This is a genomic window from Aquicella siphonis (assembly GCF_902459485.1).
GTDB lineage: Bacteria > Pseudomonadota > Gammaproteobacteria > DSM-16500 > DSM-16500 > Aquicella > Aquicella siphonis.
In genome coordinates, this window is record NZ_LR699119.1 from 530,883 (window position 1) to 550,508 (window position 19,626).

At 50.6% G+C, this 19,626-nt stretch carries 17 protein-coding genes; 14 read left to right on the plus strand and 3 right to left on the minus strand.

Going from position 1 to position 19,626, the window contains the following annotated elements:
• Window positions 1-2: 2 nt before the first annotated feature.
• The gene (locus tag AQULUS_RS02550) at window positions 3-1,559 is read left to right on the plus strand and encodes a complex I subunit 4 family protein (RefSeq protein ID WP_148338318.1); all 1,557 of its coding nucleotides are present in this window, start codon (window positions 3-5) and stop codon (window positions 1,557-1,559) included.
• A gap of 26 nt (window positions 1,560-1,585) precedes the next feature.
• A complete protein-coding gene (nuoN, locus tag AQULUS_RS02555; protein WP_148338320.1) occupies window positions 1,586-3,022 on the plus strand; it encodes an NADH-quinone oxidoreductase subunit NuoN in 1,437 nt (478 codons plus the stop codon).
• 35 nt (window positions 3,023-3,057) lie between these two features.
• Here nuoN and AQULUS_RS02560 read toward each other — a convergent pair whose 3' ends face one another.
• A complete protein-coding gene (locus tag AQULUS_RS02560; RefSeq protein ID WP_172622703.1) occupies window positions 3,058-3,213 on the minus strand; it encodes a hypothetical protein in 156 nt (51 codons plus the stop codon).
• A gap of 179 nt (window positions 3,214-3,392) precedes the next feature.
• On the opposite strand from AQULUS_RS02560, the gene queA reads away from it, so the two are divergent.
• Window positions 3,393-4,430 (plus strand): tRNA preQ1(34) S-adenosylmethionine ribosyltransferase-isomerase QueA, encoded by a 1,038-nt coding sequence (gene queA, locus AQULUS_RS02565; RefSeq protein WP_148338321.1) that lies wholly within the window; start codon window positions 3,393-3,395, stop codon window positions 4,428-4,430.
• A 235-nt stretch (window positions 4,431-4,665) separates the two neighbouring features.
• Here the strand turns inward: queA and AQULUS_RS02570 are convergent, their stop codons facing one another.
• Complete coding sequence (locus AQULUS_RS02570; protein ID WP_148338323.1) at window positions 4,666-6,465, minus strand: metallophosphoesterase; 1,800 nt, start codon at window positions 6,463-6,465, stop codon at window positions 4,666-4,668.
• A 330-nt stretch (window positions 6,466-6,795) separates the two neighbouring features.
• Between AQULUS_RS02570 and yajC the strand changes: the two genes are divergently transcribed.
• The 3 genes from yajC (at window position 6,796) to secF (ending at window position 10,099) form a co-directional block, all read left to right on the plus strand.
• A complete protein-coding gene (gene yajC / locus AQULUS_RS02575) occupies window positions 6,796-7,155 on the plus strand; it encodes a preprotein translocase subunit YajC (protein WP_232051818.1) in 360 nt (119 codons plus the stop codon).
• A gap of 132 nt (window positions 7,156-7,287) precedes the next feature.
• Entirely contained in the window at window positions 7,288-9,159 is a 1,872-nt protein-coding gene (gene secD, locus AQULUS_RS02580) for a protein translocase subunit SecD (RefSeq protein ID WP_148338325.1), read from the plus strand.
• 4 nt (window positions 9,160-9,163) lie between these two features.
• Window positions 9,164-10,099 carry a protein translocase subunit SecF gene (gene secF, locus AQULUS_RS02585; RefSeq protein WP_148338328.1) on the plus strand — a complete coding sequence of 312 codons (936 nt, stop codon included), beginning with the start codon at window positions 9,164-9,166 and terminating at the stop codon, window positions 10,097-10,099.
• Between the two features lie 221 nt (window positions 10,100-10,320).
• Here the strand turns inward: secF and AQULUS_RS02590 are convergent, their stop codons facing one another.
• Window positions 10,321-10,896, minus strand: coding sequence for a hypothetical protein (locus AQULUS_RS02590; protein WP_148338330.1), 576 nt, complete (start codon window positions 10,894-10,896; stop codon window positions 10,321-10,323).
• A 150-nt stretch (window positions 10,897-11,046) separates the two neighbouring features.
• On the opposite strand from AQULUS_RS02590, the gene AQULUS_RS02595 reads away from it, so the two are divergent.
• From AQULUS_RS02595 to AQULUS_RS02630, 8 genes are all read left to right on the plus strand, one after another.
• Window positions 11,047-11,718 carry an outer membrane beta-barrel protein gene (locus tag AQULUS_RS02595; protein ID WP_148338332.1) on the plus strand — a complete coding sequence of 224 codons (672 nt, stop codon included), beginning with the start codon at window positions 11,047-11,049 and terminating at the stop codon, window positions 11,716-11,718.
• 138 nt (window positions 11,719-11,856) lie between these two features.
• Window positions 11,857-12,714, plus strand: coding sequence for an HlyD family secretion protein (locus AQULUS_RS02600; protein ID WP_148338334.1), 858 nt, complete (start codon window positions 11,857-11,859; stop codon window positions 12,712-12,714).
• A 3-nt stretch (window positions 12,715-12,717) separates the two neighbouring features.
• Window positions 12,718-13,647, plus strand: a complete 930-nt coding sequence (locus AQULUS_RS02605) for an ABC transporter ATP-binding protein (RefSeq protein ID WP_148338336.1) — start codon at window positions 12,718-12,720, stop codon at window positions 13,645-13,647.
• Complete coding sequence (locus AQULUS_RS02610; RefSeq protein WP_197737276.1) at window positions 13,644-14,783, plus strand: ABC transporter permease; 1,140 nt, start codon at window positions 13,644-13,646, stop codon at window positions 14,781-14,783. The genes AQULUS_RS02605 and AQULUS_RS02610 overlap by 4 nt, the downstream gene beginning before the upstream one ends.
• A gap of 172 nt (window positions 14,784-14,955) precedes the next feature.
• Window positions 14,956-15,702, plus strand: a complete 747-nt coding sequence (locus AQULUS_RS02615; protein ID WP_148338338.1) for a hypothetical protein — start codon at window positions 14,956-14,958, stop codon at window positions 15,700-15,702.
• A 68-nt stretch (window positions 15,703-15,770) separates the two neighbouring features.
• Complete coding sequence (locus tag AQULUS_RS02620) at window positions 15,771-18,230, plus strand: cation-translocating P-type ATPase (RefSeq protein ID WP_172622704.1); 2,460 nt, start codon at window positions 15,771-15,773, stop codon at window positions 18,228-18,230.
• A 222-nt stretch (window positions 18,231-18,452) separates the two neighbouring features.
• The gene (locus AQULUS_RS02625; protein ID WP_148338342.1) at window positions 18,453-18,854 is read left to right on the plus strand and encodes a hypothetical protein; all 402 of its coding nucleotides are present in this window, start codon (window positions 18,453-18,455) and stop codon (window positions 18,852-18,854) included.
• A 13-nt stretch (window positions 18,855-18,867) separates the two neighbouring features.
• Window positions 18,868-19,572, plus strand: a complete 705-nt coding sequence (locus tag AQULUS_RS02630) for a hypothetical protein (RefSeq protein ID WP_148338344.1) — start codon at window positions 18,868-18,870, stop codon at window positions 19,570-19,572.
• Window positions 19,573-19,626 lie beyond the last annotated feature (54 nt).

Below are 19,626 nucleotides of genomic sequence, written 5' to 3' on the forward strand. Positions count from 1 at the left end.
TTATGTTTGAACAGCTTCCCCTGTTAACAGTTTTAATCTGGCTGCCGTTGATCGGCGCTGTCCTGGTGCTATGCACGGGCAGCGAGAAAAACGCGAACAGCGCGCGCACCATAGCGATCGTGGTGTCCGTTCTGAGTCTCTTGCTGTGTATTCCGCTTCTGCTGGGGTTTGACGCCGGGCGTTATGATATGCAGTTTCTGGAAGACCACTTATGGATACGCGCCTATCAAATCCATTATGCGCTGGGCATAGACGGCATATCGCTGGTCATGGTGATTTTGACGAATTTCACGGGCTTGCTGGTGGTGATTGCGGGATGCCACACCATCAAGGTGCGAGTTTCGCAATATATGGCAGCGTTTCTGACCATGCAGGGAATGATAGTAGGCGTGTTTTGCGCCATGGATGCTGTTTTGTTCTATGTGTTTTGGGAGGGAATGCTGATACCGATGTATCTCTCCATCGGAATGTGGGGCAGCGCCAATCGATCGTATGCGTCTATCAAATTCTTTCTGTTCACGTTTCTGGGTTCCATCCTCATGCTGGTAGCCCTGATTTATCTCTATAACCAGACTGGCAGCTTCATGATCCAAAACTTTTATGGCCTGCCGTTCAGTCTGCGCACGCAAACCTGGCTGTTTCTGGCTTTCCTGCTGGCTTTCGCGGTGAAAGTGCCCATGTGGCCGGTACATACCTGGTTGCCGGATGCGCACACGGAAGCGCCTGCCGGCGGATCCGTCGTGCTGGCCGCGCTGATGCTCAAGCTGGGGATTTACGGCTTTTTGCGCTTCAGCATGCCTATCACGCCGTTGGCTTGCGCCAAGCTCGCCTGGGTCATGATCATTCTGTCACTGATTGCGATCGTCTATATCGGACTGGTCGCCATTGTCCAGAAGGACATGAAGAAACTGATCGCTTATTCATCTATTGCGCACATGGGGTTTGCCACGCTGGGTTGTTTCATGGTCTATGACATTGTTTCGCACATGCACAGCCTGCAGGATGCCTATATGAGCCTGGAAGGGGCGGTCATACAAATGATTGCGCACGCATTTGGATCGGGCGCGATGTTCCTTGGCGTGGGTTTGATGGCGGAGCGGTTTTATAATCACAGCCGCCTGATCAAGGATTACGGCGGCGTGGCGCATACCATGCCGATTTTTGCCGCTTTTTTCATGTTGTTTGCCATGTCCAATGTCGGGCTGCCGGGCACGGCCGGGTTCGTGGGTGAATTCATGATTATCATGAGCGCGTTCCAGACGCATTTCTGGGTGGCGGTGTTTGCTTCTCTGACACTGCTTTTGAGTGCTTCCTATACGCTGTGGATGTACAAGCGCGTCTTCTTTGGCCCGATTGGGAATGAACATGTTGCCGCATTCAGCGACATTACCTGGACGGAAAAAGTTAACTATATCCTGCTGGCGGCCGGTGTGTTTTTTGTCGGGCTGTACCCGCAGCCGATTATCAATGTCCTGCGCGTCACCATCGGGCATTTGTTGCTGCAGAGCATGCCGCCGGATCTGGCGATGAACTTGCAAAATGGCGTGATTTTAACTTGAGAAATCTGTAATCGACGAGGTCAGCAATGAATTTTTTTGCCGCTATGCCGGAAATATTCATACTCAGTATGGCGTGTCTCATCCTGGTCGTTGACGCGTTTTTACCCGAACGCCGGCGCAATGTGACCTATCTGCTGGTGCAGCTTACACTGGTTGCGGCCTTTGTTCTGACAGTGCCGCAATTCAAGGATTATCCCGGCCCCATCACTACTTTCAGCGGCAATTATGTTGTAGATGACCTGGCTGTCACCTGCAAGCTGTTCATGTACCTGTTCAGTCTTTTTGCCTTCGCGTACGCGCGCGAATATTTGCAGGCACGCAAGATTCCCCGCGGTGAATATTATCTGCTGGGATTGTTTTCCGTGCTGGGTATGTCCATCATGGTTTCCGCCTACACATTCCTGACTATCTATCTCGGGCTGGAACTGCTGTCTTTATCTCTTTATGCCATGGTCGCGATGAATAAAAAATCCAGCGATGCAACGGAAGCCGCGATGAAATATTTCGTGCTTGGCGCCCTGGCATCAGGGATTTTATTGTATGGCATTTCCCTGTTGTACGGCGTCACAGGCAGTATCCAGCTTGGCGCGGTCGCCGGCACGCTGCAGTCACGGGATGATGTCGTGCCCGTGGTGGCGTTGATATTCGTCATGGCGGGCCTGATTTTCAAATTCGGCGCGGTGCCATTCCATATGTGGGTGCCGGATGTCTATCAGGGCGCGTCTACACCGACCACCTTGTTCATTGCCAGCGCTCCGAAGATTGCCGCGTTCGCCATTACCGTGCGCATTCTTGTGCAAGCCATGCCCAGTCTGCAAAACCAATGGGAACTGATATTGATCGTCATCTCGATACTGTCCATGTTCCTTGGCAACCTGCTTGCTATCGCTCAAGTCAATCTCAAGCGCATGCTTGCCTACTCATCTATCGCCCATATCGGCTATGCCTTGCTGGGTATTCTCGCGGGTCCGAATTCCTCGCAGGGATATTCCGCAGCCATGTTTTATATTTCCACCTATGTGCTGGTTGCGGCGGGCGCGTTCGCCATTATCGCCATCATGAGCAGGGAAGGCTTTGAATTTGACAAGCTCGATGATTACCGGGGTTTGAATGCGCGCAATCCGTGGCTTGCATTCATGATGCTGCTGTTGCTGTTTTCCATGGCGGGCGTTCCCCCCACGGTGGGTTTTTTCGCCAAACTGGGCCTGCTTGAAGCGCTGGTGCAGGCCAAACTGGTCTGGCTGGCGGTACTCGCGCTGGTTTTCGCGCTGGTGGGCGCTTATTATTATTTACGTGTTGTCATGCTCATGTATTTTGAAGAACCTAGCGAAGGCATGATTAACATGCCGATTACGGTGTCTTCCGATATGATGATAGCCATCAGTATTAACGGCGCCGCCGCGCTGTTACTGGGACTACTGCCCAGTTTTTTCATCGATTTGTGCAGAATTTCGGTCGGATAACCTTGAATGATCCCGCAGGCGCAGCCTAGGCGGAGTCAGGCCGTTTGCAAGGGTCCGAGTTCCCGTAAACGATAAATAAGGTTTTGGATGGCGTGTTTTAACTCTTCGCTCATGGACGAATCCGCGAATGCGTGGGCTTCCGCAGAGGGTTCGCTGACTTTGTTCAAATCGGTACTATTTTCCTTTTTCATATTCAGTCCTTCGATTAGACTATCAGGCTATTATAAAATTTAAACAATTTGAACGCTGTCAGGTATCAGTCATTGTCACCATGACGGTTAAGAGATAACGCACAGGAACCGGGACAATGTCTGATGAGGGCCATGCAGTTTATTCAATGTATATTCAATGACTTCCGAGTGATATTAGCATGCAGCTGAGTGATTTTAATTTTGATTTGCCCCCGGAACTGATTGCGCGGTATCCGCTGGAAAAACGCAGCGCCAGCCGTCTCATCTGCCTTGAGAGCCGCAGCAACAGCATCTGTCACCGTTACTTCCCAGCCATTCTGGAATTGATAGAGGAAGGGGATTTGCTGGTTTTTAACGATACCCGCGTCATTCCTGCGCGATTGAGGGGACGCAAAAGCACAGGCGGGGAAGTGGAAATTCTGGTGGAGAGAATTCTGGATGAAAAGCGCATTCTGGCTCAGGTGCGCTCGAGTAAACCTTTGCGTCTGGGCAGTTATCTTTCACTGACTAATTATCAGTTTCTGGAAGTGACTGATCGCCAGAATCAGTTTTACGAACTGCGTTATAACAACGAACGTGAATCAATATTGGAAATGATTGAATCCATCGGTCAGATCCCGCTGCCGCCTTATATGCAGCGTTCGGCGGAAGAAGAAGACAGGGAACGTTATCAGACTGTCTACGCGCGTCACAAGGGTTCTGTCGCCGCGCCGACAGCCGGGCTGCATTTTGATCAGGATTTGTTGCGGCATTTGCAGGATAAAAAAATCGAGATGGGTTATCTGACCTTGCATATCGGCGCGGGAACGTTTGCGCCTGTCAGGGTCAATCAGATCCAGGAACATGTCATGCATCCCGAATATCTGGAAGTGTCACCGGAGTTGTGCGCCAATATTCTCGCGGCCAAGGCGCGCGGAAAGCGTGTGATCGCGGTTGGCACCACCAGCCTGCGCGCGCTTGAAACGGCGATGCAAAGCGGGACAGCACAACCTTACCGGGGCGAAACCAGTATTTTCATCTATCCCGGGTATCAATTTCGCTGTGTGGATGCGCTGATTACTAATCTGCATTTGCCGCGGTCTACCCTGTTGATGCTGGTATGCGCGTTTGGCGGATATGCGAAAGTCATGCAGGCTTATCAGGACGCGGTCAGGCATGCGTATCGTTTTTACAGTTATGGCGACGCCATGTGGATAGAAAAAGCCGAGTCATTCTGACAGCCCGTACTTCGAGACGGTTTTCTTCACGATGAGTGGATTTCCGCTGACGCGGCTCCTTACTACGAGCGGAAAAACCCGAATCCGTTCGCTCCTTCGACAAGCTCAGGACAGGCCCGAGGAGGCACGCAGTGCCGTCTCGAAGGGCGTGCAACTCCTTACCACGAATGGAAATCGAATATGCCGCTCTTCGAGCCACGACGTACGTATGGCCAAGTGTTACGCCAGGATCAGCTTAGAAAAATCTGCGTTCATTCCGCTGCTGTTTTTCGACCGTTTCAATTAGCCTGTCCATGTTCATGCCTTTTCCATATTTTTTCTCAATTTCAGCATTAAGCAGTGTGATGAACGAATGCGCTGTCGGGCTGGTAAAAGTGCCTCCCCAGCGGGACAGTGAGTGCACAGTTTTCAATGTGTTCAGTAAACTGTCCCCGTGTGCTTGGCAGATATACGCCCATATGGTGTGCGCGCGCTCCACGCCGTCTTTACCATGGCTGACATTTCCAGAGATAGGGCTGGTACCCAGAAAGCTGCCTTTTTCACGTTTTTGGCGCGGGCCCAGAAACTCGCCTAGATATCGGTACAGCGCAATCTCCACCACCCTGCAAAATTGTTCGGTTGCCTCTTTTTCTTCCTTGAGCATTTCTTTTGGATAAGTGCGGTAAGGTCTGTGGTCAGCACTGTCAAAGTGCAAGTGAAAGGCGCGATCAGTCTGGGACTTGGGCACAGTACATATGTTGAAATGCAGGGGGCGATCGCCTTGCGGGCAATCCACCACGGTGAAACCGTGGCGTTTGAGAAAACAACCCATGTCCTGTTGCTGGTCAAAGCTTTCTCTTTCCTGCAAGCCTCCGCCGCCTCCGCCGGAGGTAATCTGGCAGACCGGATATTCCATGTCTCTGGATTCCTTGTTGTTGTAATAATAAATATCGTGATCATGGGCCGCGAAGATAGCGTCAAACACGAGTTTTTGCTGTTTGAACGTTTCCAGCATGAGTGTGTTATAGGAAACACTGTGCTCGTGCATCAGCTTGCCGAAGCAGCTATTAAATGCTTCGCTGGCGATCTCTTGCTTGGAAAGATAGAGACTGATGTCATTATGGAAAGCCCGTTTGCCTGGTGTGACAGGCGGATGATGCAAAGCGAGCAATACTTTTCGGCCGGATTCTTTTGCTTTGCGAACTTCTTCCGCTACCCAAATGGCCTGATTATAGGGATTCTCGTCTCCGGCAATCATTTTGAGATAGTCAGACACATAAGTATTCGAATCAATGCAAAAAATCTGGGTATCACCGCTGATCAGTGAATAAGTGCGGCTGGGCATATTCCAGGAGGGTAAATTATCCAGGTCCAGGTCAACGACTTCGTCGTCGGTATGGCTGCGATACAATTGTTGCAAGGATTCGGTGGTGGGATATTTCTTTGTCCGAGGCAAATAGGTGTGGGCGACTTGATGCATGCCGCGGGAAACGCCTTTTTCAGCTTCCAGTACGCCCAGCTTATGCAGGTTTTCATCATGATTTCCGAGTATGACAAAACAGGGTATCTTGCTGATGGTTCCCAGTTTGGGATTCTGATAGATGGCATGGAAATTGGTCTGAAACATGGGATTGTCCGGCGCGTCCACACCCCAGTCATAAAAATTATCGCCCAGTATCAGGATGAAATCCGGCGGTGCGTCCGACTGCGACGCGACTTGCTCCATGAGATTGGCGACCATGATCTGGGCGCTTTTGGCGTTTCCCTGGCAGCCCAGCGTGAAAAATCGCAAAGGGGATTCTGCGGAAACCTTGCTGGTCTTTTTGACAGACACAGAGCTGATTTCTTCTTCGCTGGAGGTAGAGCTGGGCTCCTCCAGGTCCAGCAACAGGGAACTGCTGGGCTGCATGCTTCCCATTTTTGATGATTTATACAATCTGTATACCTTGGGCTTGGCTGCGTAAGCGGCATGTTCTGCCGGTTCAATGCGGCGTTTTCTGGCTTCTTTATCTTCTTCTATGCGGGATGCTATTTCGGGCGGAATTGGGCGGAACATAATAATATTCTCCTCGTTTACTGCCTGCCATCGCAGGTGGTGAGCTTATTGAAATCATTCGCTTATGATTTATCAGTCTTGTGTTTATGTGTCTTCTGTTTATGTTATGAGTATAGTGCAAAAATATTACGTCAATATTAACGCTGACGAATACAACCGGAACTAGGCTGTTCAATTTATTAACAATCATGAAATTCCAGCGGTGTATTCCCGGCTAGACCGACGCCGACGATGTTTTCCGGCCGCTGACGGGAAGGAGCTGATTTGACGGAGGCGAGAAACAGCTTATAATCGTCCCATTTTCCCGATTTTAAAAAGGTATATACAGCAATGGACCAATTACTGAATTTTTTTGTATCAAACGCCTATGCAGATTCAACAGCTTCTCTGCCTGGTGCCGGGCAGCAGGGCAGCAGTTTTTCTTTTCTGATCATGTTTGCGGTTTTTTTTGTATTCATTTATTTTGTGATCTGGCGTCCGCAAAACAAGCGCGCCAAGGAACAGCAGAATTTATTGAATTCACTGGCGAAAGGCGATGAAGTGCTGACTGCTGGCGGATTGCTTGGGCGCATTGTCAAAATCAGCGGACAGTATATTACCCTGTCCATCGCAAACAATGTTGATATTGTGATGCAAAAATCAGCTATTGTGAATGTCATGCCTAAGGGAACATTAAAAACAATGGAGTGAAGACGGTTATAAGCGTAAGCGTGCAAAAATTATGATCTCGTTATATTATTTTGCACGCATTTGAAAAATGCGGCATCTTCACAATGGAATAGACATTTTTTTGCATCAAGCTGAATAGGATTTTATTCACTCATGGCAGCTTTAATTAACCGCTATCCGCTCTGGAAATATCTTCTGATAATTGTCGTCATCATCGCGGCATTTATTTATGCCGCACCCAATTTGTATCCGGAGTATCCTGCCGTGCAAATCATGGGTTCCACCACTTCCGTGGTGGATGACAGCGTGCTTTCGACGGTCGAAACAACGTTGAAGAACGCGCACATTTCATATCGCGATGCCCAGTTCCAGAATCAGACGCTTTTGTTCCGCTTTGATTCCACCGATGTTCAACTGAAAGCCAAGGAAGCCATCCAGGAAGCATTGGGTGACAAATATCTTGTGGCTCTCAATCTCGCGAATTCGACGCCGTCCTGGCTAAAGTCGTTAGGCGCTTCGCCCATGAAGCTTGGCCTGGATTTGCGCGGCGGGGTGCATTTTTTATTACAGGTGGATATTGACTCGGTGATCCAGCAGCGCATTGAAGGTGATTTGCGCGGAATCGGCCAGGCATTGCGGGATGAGCGCATCCGTTATTCCGGTATCACCCGCAAGGGAAATAATCAGGTGTTGCTGCAATTTAAATCGCAGGACGTGCTGGATGACGCCTACAGTTTCGTGGTGCGCCGCTATAACGAATTCACGTGGGAAAAACAGGTAAAAGGCGATAATTTTACTTTGCAAGGCGTTTTGTTGCAGCCCGCTGTGTTCAAGTTCAGACAGGAAACCCTGGAACAGGCCATGAATACTTTGCGTAACCGGGTCAACGAACTGGGTGTTTCTGAAGCGATTGTGCAGCAGCAGGGAGAAAGCCGCGTATCAGTGGATTTGCCGGGCATTCAGGATACGGCTGAAGCCAAAAACATATTGGGCAAGACCGCGACGCTGGAATTTCACATGGTGGATGTAGAACATGACGCTGTGATGGCTGCGCGTGAAGGTGTGGCGCCGCCTGATACCCATTTCTACACTTATCGCGACGCGCCTATTTTACTCAAGAACGATATTATCCTGCGCGGATCTTCCGTGGTAAGCGCCACCTCGGGATTTGGCGAGGACGGACGTCCCAATGTTTCTGTGCGTTTAAGCGGCGCGGGTGAAAGCCGGTTTACCAAGACCACGGCGGAAAATATTGGCAAGCCCATGGCGGTGGTGTACGTCGAAATCAAGTCAACACCCAAGATGGAAAACGGCAAGCAAGTCATTACCTATAAGACGCAGCGCACGATTATCAGTGTCGCGACCATACAAAGCGTGCTGGGCAGTAATTTCCAGATCACCGGCCTTAGCAGTCCGAACGAGGCGCGTACGCTGGCCTTGTTGCTGCGCGCCGGCGCGCTGCCTGCTCCCGTCACCATTATCGAAGAGCGGCAGGTTGGGCCCAGCCTGGGTAAACAGAATATCCGCATGGGTGTGTTGTCCATTGAGGTGGGCATGGGACTGGTCGTCATTTTCATGGCCTTATATTACGGTGTCATGGGAGTGATCGCTGATCTTGCGCTGGCCATGAATCTCGTTCTGGTCGTTGCTCTGCTGTCCCTGCTTGGGGCCACGCTGACTCTGCCGGGTATCGCGGGACTGGTGTTGACGGTGGCCATGGCGGCAGACGCGAACGTATTGATATTTGAGCGTATCCGTGAAGAAATGCGGCGCGGCATGGGTGTGCAGGCCAGTATTCATGCCGGTTATGAACGCGCATTCACGACTATTTTTGACGCTAATATCACTACGCTGATTGTCATGATGATTTTATTCAGCCTGGGTTCCGGCATGATCAAAGGCATCGCGATTACCGTGACCATTGGCTTGATGACCTCCATGTTCACAGCCATTACCGGCACGCGCGCGCTGGTCAATCTGATATATGGCGGACGCCCTCTCAAACGTATTTCTATCGGGATCTGAAGCAATGGAATTTTTTAAACATAATACGACTATCAATTTCATGGCCCAGCGCAAATGGGCAGCCATGTTGTCCGTGATTCTTTTTACGCTCTCCCTGATTTCACTCGCTTATTACGGCTTGAACTGGGGCCTGGACTTTACCGGCGGAACGCAAATCCAGCTAAGCTATCCGCAGGCCGCGGATCTGGTGCAAATTCACGATAATCTGGAAAAAGCCGGTTTTCCCGAAGCCGTCGTGATCAGCTACGGTACGTCCAGGGATGTGCTGGTCAGCCTGGTGCCTAAAGAAAATGAACCAGCCATGCTGGATGAAAAAACTCGTACCGCCATGGTGACCAAAGTATTGGAAGCCCTGCCTGGCGCGAAAATGACCCAGGTGGATTATATCGGTCCGACGGTAGGACAGGAGATGGCCAGCAAAGGCTTGATGGCTATCATTATCGCGCTGCTGGGAACCATGGTGTATATCGCTTTCCGTTTTGACATGCGGTTCGCGATCGGATCGACGGTCGCGCTGGTGCATGATCCCATTATTATCGTCGGTGTGTTTTCCTTTTTTCACATTGAATTCAATCTTATTACATTGGCAGCAGTATTAACGGTGATTGGCTATTCACTGAATGACACCATTGTTATTTTTGACAGGGTGCGGGAAAACTTTCGCAAGTTCCGCAAGGCTGACGCGCTGGAAGTCATGAATCAGTCTATCAACCAGACATTGTCGCGAACCATCATGACATCAGCACTGACTCTTACCGTGGTACTCGCCCTGTTTTTCCTCGGCGGCACTCTTTTATATGGTTTTGCCCTGGCGCTGATTATCGGTATTGTTGTCGGTACCTATTCCTCAATTTATGTCGCGGGTTCATTGACGCTTGCCCTGGGGCTGACGCGTCAGCACTTGATCGCGGTGCCTAAAGAAGCGGATGAAAGGCCGTAATAAACTTCCGGACTTAAAGTCCTCCTGTGTTCGTGGTGAGGAGCTGCCCGCCCTTTGAGACGGTTGCTGCGCAGCCTCCTCAGGACAGGCCCTTCGAGACGGCACTGCGTGCCTCCTCAGGGCGAACGGATTGAGTGCTTTCCGTTCGTGGTTCGAGACGCGACACGCAGTGTCGCGTCTCGAACCACGAGCTCAGGGCTGACCGCGTAATATGTGTGCAATCAAGAGAAGCGATTGTTCGTCAGCTGTGTGCCGGACTCTGGAATAACATATCTGTCACTGTCACGCCCCTGTTGTCTCAGTTTGGCGTTTTGCTGTTGTTTCCATGCGGTTACTGCCTTGACGTATTCATCCCGGGTTATGGCGGTGCCATCAATGACGACAGTAACCGGGATGTTAAATTTTTCGCATAGATATTTCTCGATGGCGTTGTAATTTTCCTCGGGAATACCGGGAAGCCGTGTCGCGACAGCAGCCAGCCAAAAAACCGGTCGAAAAGCATGTTCTCCATGGTTTTCATAGGGAACACGGATATCGTCTTGCAGCCCAAGCGCAATATATTTTTCAGTGATCGCGGTGACTAGTTCCATGCTGCCAAACTTGATTGCAGAATCGATGAGGCAAATTCTTTCGCGTTTATCTATGCCGGATAAATCCAGTATTTTCAGTTCCCGCAAAATATCTCTTAACGCAGCTTCCTTTTCAGATGGATCAAGGAGATCCAGCATGCGTATGAGTAGATTATTCAATCTGTCTTCGGATGAGGGAGCGGAAGGGAAAAAACGGTTTGTTGTCATAAGGCCATACAATTCAGGTTAAAGATATTCGTGTGATTTATCTATTTGTACATCTTGTAATCAATTGTAACATAATAAATTAACAAATTGACAAAAAAGATAATTTGTATATAATTTGCCCATAATGAAAGTTCCAAACAAGACGAAGCCATGATACGAATGAATAAATCTGCCTTGCCAGGCTTGTTACTGTGTTTTCTCTGTATATGGCCTGTCTTGTCTCAAGCAGCCATTCCCGGGCCTTACGCGGGAGTGGGGCTGGGCCCGTCCAAACTGGATACGCCTTCCGGAGATATCTTTGCTGTGGATCCGAATTCGGGAGGTCATACAGCAAAATCAGCGGGCGGTCTGGGTGGAAGAGCGTATGCGGGATTTAATTTCAACCACTACTTCGGTATTGAGGCAGGCATTGCGCGGTATGCGAAAACACGTTACACGGGCAGTTTGAATAACCTCAATTCGTCGCTAGAGTATTCCATGAATACCATTGATATCGTCGCAAAAACCTATCTGCCCTTGGGCGAAAGCAAATTGAGTCTATATGCATTAGGCGGCGCCGCCGCGGTCAATAACGCAGTCAAATACCAGGATGGGGGGGTGCCTGTTGTGAGTGACTTCCTGGCTCTCAACCGCGGCTCAAAATCCCAGCGCAAAATCCGCCCTGTGTACGGGGTGGGTATAGGCTATGATATTCCAAAATCGCATATGACGGCTGGCGTGGAATTCAAGCGCGTCCAGGGTCTGGGTAATATCAATACCAGTACGAATGCCATGCCGCCGGCGAATATGGCGACATTCAGTCTGACATATAATTTTGACTAACAGGTGTTTCGAACTTACGGTGCCAACACCTTTTTCTCACACCTGCGGCCTGCTATTACTCCGCTCCGCACCTAATACTCGCGCCCGGCGGTTTTTTCGAGGATAATCAGGGATATCACCTGATACCCGGATTGTCTCATGCATTTGAAACGGATTTGCATCATATTGGTTCTGGTCTGGACAACTGTTACCGCGGCGGGATGTTCGCGCAGCGAGCAGGGAAAAGCGCAAGGATATGTGGAAGGGCGCTATACATACATGGCAACCAGTGTGTCCGGAGTATTAAAACAGCTGCGGGTGCAACGCGGCGCACGCGTCAAACAGGGAGATATCTTGTTTGTGCTGGAAAAGAAACCTGAGAGCGATGAATACCGCGAGGCACAGGAAGATCTCAAGCAGTCTGTCGCGGCACGCGACGCGATCGCTGCAAATCTGGAATACGCAAAAATTACCTACCAGCGTTATAAAGTCCTGGTTCCAAAAAATGCGATAGAGAAATCCCAGCTCGATAACGCCAGATCCAATTATGAATCGCTGGCAGCGCAGCTCGCGCAGTCTAATGCCAAGATTGCCTCCACCAGCGCGGTGCTGGAGAAAATGAAATGGACTGAAGAGCAGAAAGAGGTTTCCGCGCCTGTGGACGCGGTGGTGTTTGATACTTATTATCGCCTGGGAGAATATACCTCAGCCAGCCAGCCGGTTTTGTCTCTTTTGGCGCCGGCGGACATCAAGGTGGTGTTTTACGTCAGTGAAACGGTTCTGGGCGGATTGAAGCTGGGAGACAAGGTATCTGTGCAATGCGATAGCTGCGCGCAAGATAATGTCGGCCGCATCAGTTTCATCTCTCCATCCGCTGAGTATACGCCTCCTGTCATTTACAGCAGGGAAACCAATGAAAAACTGATTTACCGGATTGAAGCGGAGTTTACTCCGCAGGTTGCCTATCGTCTGCATCCCGGCCAGCCCGTGATGGTTTCTTATTCTCTTGACCATTGAAGCATGCCTATGTCAGACGAATATATTGTAGACGTCAAGGATTTAACAAAAAGTTTTAACGGCAAGCTGGCAGTGAATCATGTTTCCCTGAATGTGCGTCGCGGCGAGATTTTTGGGTTTCTGGGGCCGAATGGCAGCGGCAAGACCACCACCATACGCATGTTGTGCGGTTTAATGATACCGGATTCCGGAACCGGCCAGTGTTTCGGCTACGATATTCTGAATGACGCACGCAAGATCAAGCGCCTGGTTGGGTATGTTCCGCAAACATTCAGTTTGTACAAGGACTTGACCGTCACGGAAAATCTTGAATTTATCGCGCGAGTATATGAGGAGCAAGACTATATCACGCGCGCGCGTGATCTTATGGCGGAGCTGGGTCTGGATCAGTATCGAAATGTGCTGGCCGGCAGGCTGTCCGGCGGGTGGAAGCAAAGATTGTCGCTGGCGGCGGCGTTGATACATGACCCCAAACTGCTCTTGCTGGATGAACCCACAGCGGGTGTCGATCCCAAGGCCAGACGGGATTTCTGGAATTATATTTCTCAATTGACCGCGAAAGGGATCACTTCGCTGGTCAGCACACATTATATGGATGAGGCGGAGCGCTGCAATCGTCTGGCTTATATCGTTTATGGTTCATTGATGGCGGAAGGTTCCATCAAGGACATCATCAAGCATGTCGGTCTGATCACCTGGTCTGCGAGCGGAAAAAACCTGACGACGCTTGCGGATACCATGCGCGAACAGAAAGGCGTGGAACAAGTCATTGCCTGGGGCAATGAATTGAGAATATGCGGCACGGACGCTGGTTTGATGCAGCAGGCTGTAGACAGCCAGCCGGGATTTACCTGGCAGCATGTGGGAACCAGCCTGGAAGAAGTCTTTATCCACCTGGTCAATGAGCGGGCCGCGCAAAAAGAGAATGTATGATGCCAAGTGATTTTTCATTGTTCCGGTTATGGGGACTCATCATCAAGGAGTTCACGCAATTCAGGCGTGACCGCAGTACTTTCGCCATTATCATATTCATGCCGATCTTGCAGTTGATTATTTTCGGCCTTGCCATCAATGCTAATCCCAAGCATTTACCCAGTGCGCTGATCAACACTGACAACGGTCCGTTCGCGCGCACGCTGGTGCAGGAACTGGAAAATACCGAGTACTTCCGGTTTACTCATTTTCCCAAATCGGAAGCGGAGGCTAAAAAACTGATAGAGACTCATCAGGTATTATTCACGCTCAACATTCCGCCTGACTTTTCTCGAAAACTCGTGCGCGGCGAGACGCCGTCCGCATTGATGGAAGTGGATGGGACCGATCCGGTTTCAGTGGCTTATGCGGTCGCGGCATCCAGCGGATTAATGGCGGAAGCGTTTCAGTATGACTTGACGGGCCCTCTCAAATGGCTGAATCCCAAACCGGGTCCGGCGCGCCTTCTTGTTCACACCAAATATAATCCCAGCGCGATTACGCAATATAACATTGTGCCGGGCCTGCTGGGGACATTGTTGACCATGACATTTGTCATGGTGGCTTCCATGGCGCTGACGCGCGAACGCGAAAACGGCACAATGGAAACTCTGCTGGCCACACCTATACTTCCGCTGGAAGTCATTATCGGCAAGGCCACACCTTTTATCTTGGTCGGTTATTTGCAAGTCATGGTCGTGTTGATTATCGCCATAGCGTTTTTCAGAGTTCCCATGGAAGGCAGTCTGTTTTTGCTTCTATTAATGGTCTTTCCATTTGTGCTGGCTAACCTGTCTGTGGGAATCACAATTTCAACGATTGCCAAATCACAGCTGGAAGCCAGCCAAACCAGTATATTTTTCTTTTTGCCTTCCATGCTCTTGTCCGGCTTTGCTTTTCCTTTCAAGGGCATGCCCGAATGGGCGCAGTGGATAGGCAATCTGCTTCCGCTCACACATTTCATCAATATTGTGCGCGGCATCATGCTGAAAGGCATAGGCTTCGCCGAATCGTGGGTTGATTTATGGCCGCTGCTGGTTTTTATGCTGGTCATGCTGGTGATCGCTTTGCTACGCTATCGTAAAACCCTGGATTGATACTTGCGTTGAATGTCATGAAAAATGCAATATTTTTCATACTGCTGTCTGAATGTATCTGAAAATCATCCACACAGGATGAATTGGCATATACTAATATTATCACTGTAGATTAAAAGCAAATCGAGACTAATGCAGACGATAGAGCTGCCAAGAATGTGGAGGACAGGTTATGCGCAATCGAAAAAAAAGCAGAAAAATTCTTAAGAACCCGTTCAGAAAAGAAAAAAAGATGGGCTTGGAAATCGATGAATCTGATTTTTCCGACGAGGAAAGTGAATCCGAAGTTGAAGATCTGGATTTTGACACGGATATGATGCCTGATTTAAGCCATTTGAGTGAAAGGCAGCAAAAGCAGTTTCTTGACGGCCTTGACATGCTGGAATTGCATGAGTGGCGCAAGTCCGCCACCACCCATCAGAACATGGAGCTGGTCAGCCAGATTGATCAAGCTGCGACGGCAAAATCGGCGGCTGAAATACGACCTTGGTTGGAAAAGATGATGAACAAAAGTAAAAATCTGGATATTGAAGATTTGTATTTGCTGCACAAAATGGCAGAAGGAAAAAAGGGCAAGCAGTTCGCGGCAGCACGTAATCGGGTGGAAAACGAAATCAATAATCTGGATGTTCCGGGTCTGGGAAAGCTCAAGAACCATGCCGAGAAAGTCGGAGACGCCGCTTTCGCAGCCGCAGTCAGCCGTCTTGCGGAAAAGAAAATGTATGTCACTGAACAGGCCGCGCCTGTAGACAAGAGAAGTGACAAGGGCAAGGAGCGTTCAGATGCTGTGTCCACGCAGGGCTTTTTCAGTTCACAGGGTCAATCACAACCGTCACGGGTGAAAGACAGGATCAGGCAATTCGAGGATCTTGCCCAAAAAAATGCGCCGCAAGAGACGCAGAAAATACACAGGAAATGACAGGTTTGTCATGACAGACTGGGCGCATCCGATATGAAAGGATGCGAAGCTTAAAAGGATGTTTGTCCATGTTTAGAGCCTTGCCGGTTGAGCGCATCAATCAATCCCTGTCTCCGGGATGGAACCTGGATGAAGAGGAAGTTGTCCGGCGCCGCGCGCAATACGGCGCAAATGATGTGGTGGAGAAACGGCGCAATGCCTGGCTGGGCCTGCTGACAGACACGCTTCTTGATCCCATGATCTGGTTTCTGGTGGCGGCGAGTTTTCTCTTCGCAATTTTGTCCAAATATACCAGCGCCATCATTCTTTTGCTGGCTATTATTCCCATAGGCGGGATGGATGCATTTCTGCACTGGCGTACGCAGGTTTCCACACAGGCGTTGAGCAGCCGCCTGATTGCCTATGCGCGTGTTATTCGTGACGGCCGGGAACGGATGATTGAGGCGAGAGACATTGTTCCGGGTGATCTGGTGCTGGTCAAGGGGGGAGAATATTTTGCCGCTGACGGCGTCATTATTTCGGCTGAAAACGCGCAAGTCGATGAATCTTCCTTGACGGGAGAAGCGTTCCCGGTCAGCAAGCAGGCGTTGGCCGCCATTCCCGCAGGTTCGGCGCAACCCCTGATCAGTTATACGTACTGGGGGCTGGTAGGCACGCGCCTGTTGACCGGGAGTACGCTGGTTCGCGTTGTTTATACAGGCAAGGAAACCATTTATGGCGAAATCGTTTCTTCCGTGCTGAAAACCCAGCAGGAGATGACGCCCTTGCAGCACGCGCTGGCCAGACTGGTTTTCATTTTGATTGTTGTCGCGTCGGGGTTTTGTATTCTGCTTGCTCTCGTGCGCTTTTATCAGGGATTCGGGCTGGTTGATGCCATACTCAGTGCGGCGACGCTCGCCGTGGTCGCGCTGCCTGATGAATTTCCCATGACGTTTACATTTTTTCTCGGTGTTGGCGTATACCGCCTCGCGAAAAAACATGCGCTGGTCAAACGCGCGGTTTCAGTGGAAAACATCGGGCGGGTTTCCTGCATCTGTACCGACAAGACTGGCACTATTACCGAGGGTCGTTTTCGTGTCGCGGTTTCAACGCCGGCACAATCCGTGATGCAAGCGGATTTGCTGTTATGCGCGAAACTCGCGTCGCGTGCGGACAGCGGCGACCCGCTGGATGCCGCCATTATCGATGTGGCCAAAGATTTGCCTGCGGCCGGATATGAATCCAAACAGGTTTATCCTTTCACTGAAGAACGTAAACGCGAAACTTCCTGTTATCAGCTGGACCGGCAATTCTATTTCGCCACCAAGGGCGCGCCGGAAGTACTGTTGAACATCTGCACACTCGCGTCCGGGCAGGAAGACTATTGGCGCGAGCAAGTCAATCAATTGGCCAGGCAGGGTTACAAGGTGATTGCCTGCGCGCGTTTGTTATTGCCGGCGCAAAACGCGGCGTTGGCAGAACCGGATCGCAATTATGAATTCATGGGGGTGCTGGCATTTGAAGATCCGCCGCGCCAGGAAGTTTTTGCGGCGGTCAGACAATGCCGTCGCGGCGGAATCCGCGTATTGATGATTACCGGCGATCATCCCTCGACAGCGAAAAAAATCGCCGCGGATATTGGCTTGGGAGAAGGCGCGCCCAATGTCATCACCGCCGGCAAGGCGGAATTGCTGCTGCGAAAGGGCGGCGGCGAATTTCTCCGGCATGTGGACGTGATCGCGCGGGCGGTGCCTTCGCAAAAATTCGCGGTCGTGAACGCTTTGCGCGATCTGGATGAGATTGTCGCGGTCACGGGCGACGGTGTGAATGATGTGCCGGCATTGCGGGCGGCGGATGTGGGCATCGCAATGGGAGAGCGAGGCATGCAAAGCGCGCGTGAAGCCGCTTCCATTGTATTGCTGGATGATAACTTCGGCAGCATTGTGAATGCCGTCAGTGAAGGCAAGCAATTATTCAGGAATCTTCAGCTCAGTTTCAAATACCTGCTGCTGGTGCACACGCCTTATGTGTTGTCAGCGACATTGATTCCATTGATGGGATTTCCATTATTGTATTATCCCATTCATATTGTATGCATAGAATTATTCATCCATCCGACGTGCATGCTGGTTTTCCAGAACCTGCCGGGTGAAATGCCGGCGGCCGTCTCTTCCGCGGCCAAGCGCCGCATCTCTTTTTTTAATCCGTATGACTGGTGGGGAATGGGAATACTGGGTTTATATTCCACCCTGATCGTCATGTCGGCTTATCTGATGAGTTTATATCTGACCGGGAATGACATGATTGCCCGGGCGAACGCATTCCTGGCGGTAGGGTTGGCGCATATCGCATTTACCTTGGGCTTGAGCAGACTCCAGTCACTCACGGCGCGTATTATTGTCATCGTGTCATTGGCAGCGCTGTTATTATTGGTCCAGGTTCCTGTGATCGCGAATTATTTTAATATGCAGCCGCCTTCGCTCGCGACCTGGGGCGTGTTGGTTTTTCTGAGTACAGTGACCGCCTGGCTGACCCGCAAGTTTGCCTGACCGCAAATGTATCTGGCTATTTCTTTTGGCAAGGATATTTACTGAACAGAGTTCAATGAACAATCCCCATGGAGTGTTCAATTCGTGACCAGGACAGACGGCAAGCACTTGCTTGTACCATGGTTGCAGGTATAATTTTCAGCCTCGGAAAGCTTCACAGGCTGCATGGTTGCCTCAGGGACGTAAATTGCCAATTCGTTCAACACGACCTATGAGGTGTATATGAAGAAAATGCTTACCACTTTAGCTGCGACAGCCAGCATTGTCGCCGTATCCTTTGCTTTTGCCGCCGCCAAAGTTGACAGCGGTGTTTATTACAGCACTCAGCATCCCAAAGCAGGCATGAAAGCACTGGCAGTTCCCGCAACCAATATTACCGTCACCAATTATTCGGATGAATTGATTTTCGCGGTGGTCCCAGGCTCACCTATTGATGACAGGATTGGTTCAGGCAAGAGCGACACCATCAGCAATGATTCCTATTATGGCGATACCCATCTGGTGCTTCTGGACTGGAACCGTAGCGTGTTCTTTGATCAGAATGTTTGCCGCCGCGCCATTGTTACTGTGGATGGCAGGCCGGGCAGTTACCATATCGATGTAAACAGAAAGTTCTGTAATTAATACGAGAAATCCCATGAATAAGCTGACGAAAACATTACTCGTGATTTCTGGCGCAGCGCTGCTTGCCGGCTGTGTCATTGAGGAAAGTTATACCACGGATTATTACAGCGGCGGCGGTGATGGTTATTACAGCAGCGTCACTTCCGGCTATAACCGTGATTATTACAACCGCCATCACAAGCGTGACAAGCATTACCAGAGCACCCAGTCGCATAACAGCGGCTACTACAGTTCCCAGACACCTGCTGCTCCTAGCGGCTATTATTCAACAGGGTCTTCCGGTTACCAGCGTCAAAGCTATGCCCCTTCCAGCCCGGCTCCATCTGATTCGGGCGGCGGGTATCGTAGTTCTGTGACAGGTTCATCCGGCAGCTCCGGCTCTTCGTCTGGCAGCGGGTATTCCAGCTCTGGCAGTTCCGGCTCTTCGTCCGGCAGCGGGTATTCCAGCTCTGGCAGCTCCGGCTCTTCGTCCGGCAGCGGGTATTCCAGCTCCAGCAGTTCCGATTCCTCGTCTGGCAGCGGGTATTCCAGCTCTAGCAGCTCCGGCTCTTCGTCCGGCAGCGGGTATTCCAGCTCCAGCAGTTCCGATTCCTCGTCTGGCAGCGGGTATTCCAGCTCTAGCAGTTCCGATTCCGCTCCCTCCGCTGCACCTGTCAGAAAGCGTTACGGGTTTGCGGGTCATCCGGGCGGCGGCTATTCAAGCTCTGTCACGCGTTAATCCTTTGCGCTACATCGTTATCCGGCTGTGATCCACAGCCGGATCGCTGTCAGC

Bases quoted from the DNA above. Each gene is read 5' to 3' on its own strand.
- AQULUS_RS02570 (WP_148338323.1), bottom strand. From the start codon at position 6,465: ATGTTCCGCCCAATTCCGCCCGAAATAGCATCCCGCATAGAAGAAGAT.
- AQULUS_RS02595 (WP_148338332.1), top strand. From the start codon at position 11,047: ATGATACGAATGAATAAATCTGCCTTGCCAGGCTTGTTACTGTGTTTT.
- secD (WP_148338325.1), top strand. From the start codon at position 7,288: ATGGCAGCTTTAATTAACCGCTATCCGCTCTGGAAATATCTTCTGATA.
- AQULUS_RS02615 (WP_148338338.1), top strand. From the start codon at position 14,956: ATGCGCAATCGAAAAAAAAGCAGAAAAATTCTTAAGAACCCGTTCAGA.
- AQULUS_RS02625 (WP_148338342.1), top strand. From the start codon at position 18,453: ATGAAGAAAATGCTTACCACTTTAGCTGCGACAGCCAGCATTGTCGCC.
- yajC (WP_232051818.1), top strand. From the start codon at position 6,796: ATGGACCAATTACTGAATTTTTTTGTATCAAACGCCTATGCAGATTCA.
- AQULUS_RS02560 (WP_172622703.1), bottom strand. From the start codon at position 3,213: ATGAAAAAGGAAAATAGTACCGATTTGAACAAAGTCAGCGAACCCTCT.
- AQULUS_RS02620 (WP_172622704.1), top strand. From the start codon at position 15,771: ATGTTTAGAGCCTTGCCGGTTGAGCGCATCAATCAATCCCTGTCTCCG.
- AQULUS_RS02590 (WP_148338330.1), bottom strand. From the start codon at position 10,896: ATGACAACAAACCGTTTTTTCCCTTCCGCTCCCTCATCCGAAGACAGA.
- AQULUS_RS02550 (WP_148338318.1), top strand. From the start codon at position 3: ATGTTTGAACAGCTTCCCCTGTTAACAGTTTTAATCTGGCTGCCGTTG.
- queA (WP_148338321.1), top strand. From the start codon at position 3,393: ATGCAGCTGAGTGATTTTAATTTTGATTTGCCCCCGGAACTGATTGCG.
- AQULUS_RS02605 (WP_148338336.1), top strand. From the start codon at position 12,718: ATGCCTATGTCAGACGAATATATTGTAGACGTCAAGGATTTAACAAAA.
- secF (WP_148338328.1), top strand. From the start codon at position 9,164: ATGGAATTTTTTAAACATAATACGACTATCAATTTCATGGCCCAGCGC.
- AQULUS_RS02630 (WP_148338344.1), top strand. From the start codon at position 18,868: ATGAATAAGCTGACGAAAACATTACTCGTGATTTCTGGCGCAGCGCTG.
- nuoN (WP_148338320.1), top strand. From the start codon at position 1,586: ATGAATTTTTTTGCCGCTATGCCGGAAATATTCATACTCAGTATGGCG.
- AQULUS_RS02600 (WP_148338334.1), top strand. From the start codon at position 11,857: ATGCATTTGAAACGGATTTGCATCATATTGGTTCTGGTCTGGACAACT.
- AQULUS_RS02610 (WP_197737276.1), top strand. From the start codon at position 13,644: ATGATGCCAAGTGATTTTTCATTGTTCCGGTTATGGGGACTCATCATC.